The organism is Mucilaginibacter sp. P4_G9, from assembly GCF_056400985.1.
In genome coordinates this window covers 1-5,078 of record NZ_JBFUKF010000357.1, presented here as the reverse complement: position 1 = coordinate 5,078, position 5,078 = coordinate 1, and the positions used below count along the sequence as shown (strand labels likewise).

Annotated in this window: 3 protein-coding genes; 2 read left to right on the top strand and 1 reads right to left on the bottom strand. The window is 43.5% G+C overall.

Annotation, left to right across the window (positions count from 1 at the left end; genetic code table 11):
* The first annotated feature begins 450 nt into the window (after positions 1 to 450).
* Positions 451 to 1,749 carry a vanadium-dependent haloperoxidase gene (locus tag AC1DPZ_RS21580; protein ID WP_477407315.1) on the top strand — a complete coding sequence of 433 codons (1,299 nt, stop codon included), beginning with the start codon at positions 451 to 453 and terminating at the stop codon, positions 1,747 to 1,749.
* A gap of 203 nt (positions 1,750 to 1,952) precedes the next feature.
* Positions 1,953 to 3,992 (top strand): glycosyl hydrolase family 95 catalytic domain-containing protein, encoded by a 2,040-nt coding sequence (locus AC1DPZ_RS21575; protein WP_477407312.1) that lies wholly within the window; start codon positions 1,953 to 1,955, stop codon positions 3,990 to 3,992.
* Positions 3,993 to 4,316: 324 nt separating this feature from the next.
* Here AC1DPZ_RS21575 and AC1DPZ_RS21570 read toward each other — a convergent pair.
* Positions 4,317 to 5,078 (bottom strand): trehalase family glycosidase (locus tag AC1DPZ_RS21570; protein ID WP_477407310.1); only part of this gene is annotated, 762 nt, incomplete at its 5' end.

Sequence of the window (5,078 nt, the reverse complement as noted above, 5' to 3'; positions counted from 1 at the left end):
CATTTAAATAAATCATATAGTTCAGATGGTGGAATGTATGTAAGCAAGTGGATTTTTTATGAATAGTACTGCGTTCGTGCTCCGGAGGAGCAGCAGCTTTGTAGAATTTTTATGAATAATGCGTAGTTCTTGCTCCAGAGGAGCAAAAGCTTTGTAGAAAAAAATATAATTTGATTTTAGAGCTCCGGAGGAGCTCAACTTATTGAATATTACCCGCTATGTCTGCCAACAATACCTATACACAACTTTACTGTAGCCCCTGCTTCAGAGGAGCAATAGCTTTGTGGAATCTATGTCAAAAAACAAAAATTTATATGCTGATGGATATCGTAAAAAAGCCTATATTGGCTGTTGATCCAATATAAAAACCAGCGGATTTTGCCCCGATATTCCGTTTGCTTTTAACCTATGTTTAAAATTATGAGACTCTTTCTATTTTGTATTGCAGGAATGTTATTTTTATTCGCCTCCTGTAAAAAGCCCGACTACCAAAAAGTTTTGCATGATCCTGAATTATACCGCGTTACAGTAAAAAAACTGAATGATATTGTATTGGAAAACAACTTTCCGCCGGTTACCGCTTCACGTAATTATGTGTATGCCAACATAGCTGCCTACCAGGTTATTGCCGCAGGCGACCCCAAACATTTCAGGTCGTTATCGGGGCAGATAAAACACCTGCCGCCAACACCGTTACCATCAAAAGATACTACTGTTGATTACCAGTTTGCATCCTTATTAGCATTTTGTTATGTGGGTAATGCGGTAACGTTTCCGGAGGGAAGTATGGATCAGTATGTTGATGGCCTAAAACAAAAGGCTAAAGACGCCGGCATGCCCGATGATTTGTTTGAGGGATCGGTAAATTATGCTAATAAAGTAGCTAAATTTATTATGAAGTGGAGCAAGGGCGATAACTATTTAAAAACCCGGTCGGCAAGTAAATATACTGTAAAGCAGCAGGATGGCCGCTGGATCCCGACACCACCCATGTATGCCCAGGCTTTAGAGGCGCATTGGGGCGAGATAAGGCCCATGATACTTGATTCCACCGCACAATTTATACCGCCAGATCCGCCGGTGTTCGATATAAAAAATAAGAACAGTAAATTTTACCTGCAGGCGGTTGAGGTAAAGCAAACGGTTGACAGCCTTACCAAAGAGCAAAAACACGAGGCCGATTTTTGGGATGATAATGCCTTTAAGCTCAATGTAGTGGGGCACGCTATGTTTGCCACTAAAAAGTTTTCGCCGGGAGGTCACTGGATGAATATTACCGGTACGGTAACACGGGCCAAAAAGCTTGATTTTAATACCACCGTTAGTGTATACGCCGAAACAGCTATTGCCTTGTTTGATGGCTTTATCAATTGTTGGTATTTAAAGTACYGGTCAAACTATGTAAGGCCCGAAACAGTAATCATCAAGTACATTAATGCCGACTGGCGCCCATACATCCAAACACCGCCATTTCCTGAATACAGCAGCGGGCACGCCGTAATATCATCTGCGGCTGCCGAAGTACTTACCAGCAGGTTTGGTGATAATTTTGCATACACGGATTCATCCGAAATGGAATTTGGGATTGCCCCTTTATCTTTTAAATCATTTAGAGAGGCGGCAAAATCGGCGGCAATGTCCAGGGTTTACGGTGGTATCCACTTTAAAAATGCCTGCATAACAGGCAATAAACAAGGGGCCGAAATAGGGCAGCTGGTGGCGAAAAAGCTTCAACTGGAAATTAAATAGTGTTTGAAAAAAAAACTTTTTGTCATGCTGAACGCAGTGAAGCATCTATTATTCGCCATGCATCTTCGCCCTGTACAGTCTGCGAATAGATCCTTCACTGCGTTCAGGATGACAAACCTTTTAAAACGTCATACTCTCCCTCAGCGTCTCCGAATTTTACCGGCAACGATGGCCCATTTATTTACTACTAAACCGCATTTTATATGAAAAGACTATCAAAATGGTTCTTATTGCTAACCTTATGTAATCCATTTATAGTAAACGCTCAAACTATTGATCCCTGGACTGTTAAGGCTGATAAAATTGACCCGGCCAACTATTACGGGATCACTGTAGCCAATGGGATGATCGGTATTGTATCGGCACCGGAGCCTTTTAAGGTAAAAAATGTGGTATTGGCTGGTGCCTATGATCTTTATGGCCGTGGCCGGGTTAGCAATTTTTTAAACAGCTTTAACCTGCTTAATATGTACCTGGAGATTGATGGTAAACGTATCGACGCAAAAAACATCAGTAATTTTAAACAGGAGCTGGATATGCAGCATGCCGCCTTTACCACCACATTTGATTATGGTGATAAGGCTGCTATAAAATATACCTATTATTCGCTGCGCCAGCTGCCATTCACTGTTTTGATGGATGTATCGGTTACAGCCAAAAAAGCAATCAATATTACATCGGCGAGCGTGATGGAAGCGCCCGACGCGTTGAAGGAGGTACAGAACTATTACAATGAAATTGATCGCCCGCATGTTACCATCAGCCTTTTAACATCAACTGCAAAAAGCCCAACAGGTAAAATGCAACTATGCGCTTCCACCTCGTTTTTGTTTAATGAACCGCATGGGCAGGAACCCCGCATTATTCACGAAATGTGGGATAATAACATGCACCTGATGAAATTCAGCAAAGCTGTTGCCGCGGGCGAAACTTATAAATACGCTGTAACTGGTTCATCAATAACATCTGCCCACCATGCCGATCCCTTGAACGAGGCCGAGCGCCTTACAATTTTTGCCAAACTGGAGGGTCGCGACCGCCTGATAAAATTTCATAACAAGGCCTGGGACGATTTGTGGGCCAGTGATATTCAAATTGAGGGCGATGCCCAGGCACAGCAGGATGTGCACAGTATGCTTTATCACCTGTACTCATTCTCGCGTGCAGGTGCAGCTTATTCACCTTCACCAATGGGGCTTTCGGGCCTGGGTTATAATGGCCACGTTTTTTGGGATAGCGATATTTGGATGTACCCTGCAATGCTGGTACTACACCCCGAAATTGCTAAATCAATGGTTGAATATAGGTTTGAACGACTGGATGCTGCCCGTAAAAATGCGTTTTCTCATGGTTTCAAAGGAGCTATGTTTCCGTGGGAGAGTGCTGATAGCGGGGTAGAGGAAACACCGGTTTGGGCATTGAGCGGTCCGTTTGAACACCATATAACTGCCGACGTTGCCCTGGCTGCCTGGAATTATTATTGTGTAACGCAGGATAAACAATGGCTGCGCGAAAAAGGCTGGCCCATACTATCTGCAACTGCCGATTTTTGGGCAAGCAGGGTAGAGCGCAATGGCCCGGGCCGGTATGACATTAAAAATGTGGTAGCTGCTGACGAGTGGGCCGAAAACATTGATAACAATGCTTTTACCAATGCCGCTGCAAAGGCCAACCTGCAAAACGCGACTGCAGCTGCTAAAATATTAGGCGAGAAAGCTGATGCCGACTGGCAGGTAGTTGCTCAGAATATCCCGATCCTTAAACTGGATAATGGCGTAACCCGCGAGTATGCCAGCTATAACGGCGAAGGCATAAAACAAGCCGATGTAAATCTGCTGGCCTATCCGCTTAAAACAATAACAGATCCTGCCCAAATAAAAAAGGACCTGGAATATTATGAAACCCGCGTACCGAACGAAGGAACGCCAGCTATGACGCAAGCTGTTTTTGCTTTACTATATGCACGTATAGGTAATGGCGATAAAGCTTACCATTTTTTTAAGGATGCTTATGAGCCAAACCTTAACCCGCCATTCAGGGTTATTGCGGAGACTAAGGGAGGTACAAACCCCTATTTTGCCACAGGCGCAGGTGGTATCATTCAAAGTTTACTAATGGGTTTCGGCGGTTTGGATATCACGCCAACCGGTATTGTACAGGTTAAAAGCAAGCTGCCATCCAACTGGAAGTCATTAAAAATTACCGGTGTCGGGGTAAACAGGCAGAACTATACAATTAAGTAAGAGTTTTTTTTAAATTTATAAATACTTAGAGGCTGTCTAAAAATAAAAAACGAACCGTCATTGCGAGGCACGAAGCAATCCCAAACTATGCAGATCGGATTTGCAAAGCTACCCTGTAAGGTGGGGATTGCTTCGTGCCTCGCATTGACGCGTGAATATGTGCTTCATTAGAAGTCTAAAAATATTATTAAATCATTTTTAGACAGACTCTTAGGAAGTTTTAAAACTTCCTAAGTATGGTTTATGGCAGCTATTCTTCTCATAACCCGTCGCCGAATTTCGCAATTCAGGACTATTAAGCTACAGARGTTTTTGATGCGAAGTTTAATTCTGATTCTCTGGTAAACTCTTTGATTCCTGCGCCGGGTCAAAATGATAACGGTTTATAAGATGGAGCAATACCCCGTTGGTCCAGCCAAAACCATCCTGCAGAGGGTACTCGCCGCCGCCGGCTGTTAATTTGGTATCAACCACATTATACTTCTCCAACAGTTTGCCGGTTTGTTTAAACACACGGATGTTTAACCTTAACCAGCGGGTAGCAATTTCTTTTGCCAGGGCGTTGTAATGGTAATTTTCTAAACCATCAATGGCTAGGTATTGTAAAGGCGCCCAGCCGTTGGGTGCATCCCATTGCTGGCCCGAAAAATTAAGCGTTGTAACCAGTCCGCCCGGTTTCAGGAAATTGTTTTTTAATCCTTCGGCTACAAGTCTGGCTTGTTCCTTTGTAGCAATTTTAAATTCCAGCGGGAATTCTGCTGCAAGGGTAGGTACAGTTGATAACTGCTTTAGCCGCAGGTTATAATCATCAAACCAGCCGGTTTTTGCGTTCCAGCAGTATTTTAATATCGCTTTTTTCCGTTTATCAGCTTTTGCCTGGTATAACCTGGATAGTTTTAAATTACCGCTTTGCTGGTAGCAGTGAGCAATGGTAAGTTCGAGGTTATAGATCAAACAATTCAAATCAACAGGAATAAGATCAGTTGTTTGTATAGTGGCAAGCTTGCCCGACGCGTCAAACCAGCGGGTACTAAAATCCCACCCGGAAGCTGCTGCAGCTCTCCACCCGGAAGCTGCTGCAGCTCT